Here is a 416-nt window from a genome sequence, read left to right on the forward strand (position 1 = left end):
CGGGAATGCTGAGCGGCGCGGTGTCGCGCTGCAGATTGAGCCTCACACTGGCATAACCGCCGGGCATCAGCTCGCCGCTCGCATTGTCGAGCCCGAGCTGCATGCGCGTCGTGCCGGAAGCCACATCCACGGACTGGGAGGAGGCCTCCACCGTCGCCTGAAACGTCTTGTTCGGATAATCCGGCATCACGAGGGTCGCCGTGGCGCCGATCTTGATCGCCGGCACGTAGTTCTGGGGAACGTTGACGTAGACGCGCAGCTTGGTGATGTCCGAGACCACGAACATCGCCGGGCCCGAGCCGCCGCCCGCATTGATCAGCGCACCGACGTCGGTGTCGCGCGCCGTGACCACGCCATCGAACGGCACGGTGATCTTCTTGTAGCCGGCGAGCGCTTCCAGCCGTTCCACATTGGCC

General features: G+C 65.6%; 1 protein-coding gene. It reads right to left on the reverse strand.

The window, feature by feature from the left end; all coding sequences use genetic code 11:
* Positions 1–416, reverse strand: a 416-nt coding sequence (locus ACNFOC_RS55580) for an efflux RND transporter periplasmic adaptor subunit (protein ID WP_416966469.1), incomplete at both ends; no start/stop codon positions are given.

Origin of the sequence: Streptomyces colwelliae, from assembly GCF_048158785.1 — a bacterium.
Lineage (GTDB): Bacteria > Actinomycetota > Actinomycetes > Streptomycetales > Streptomycetaceae > Streptomyces.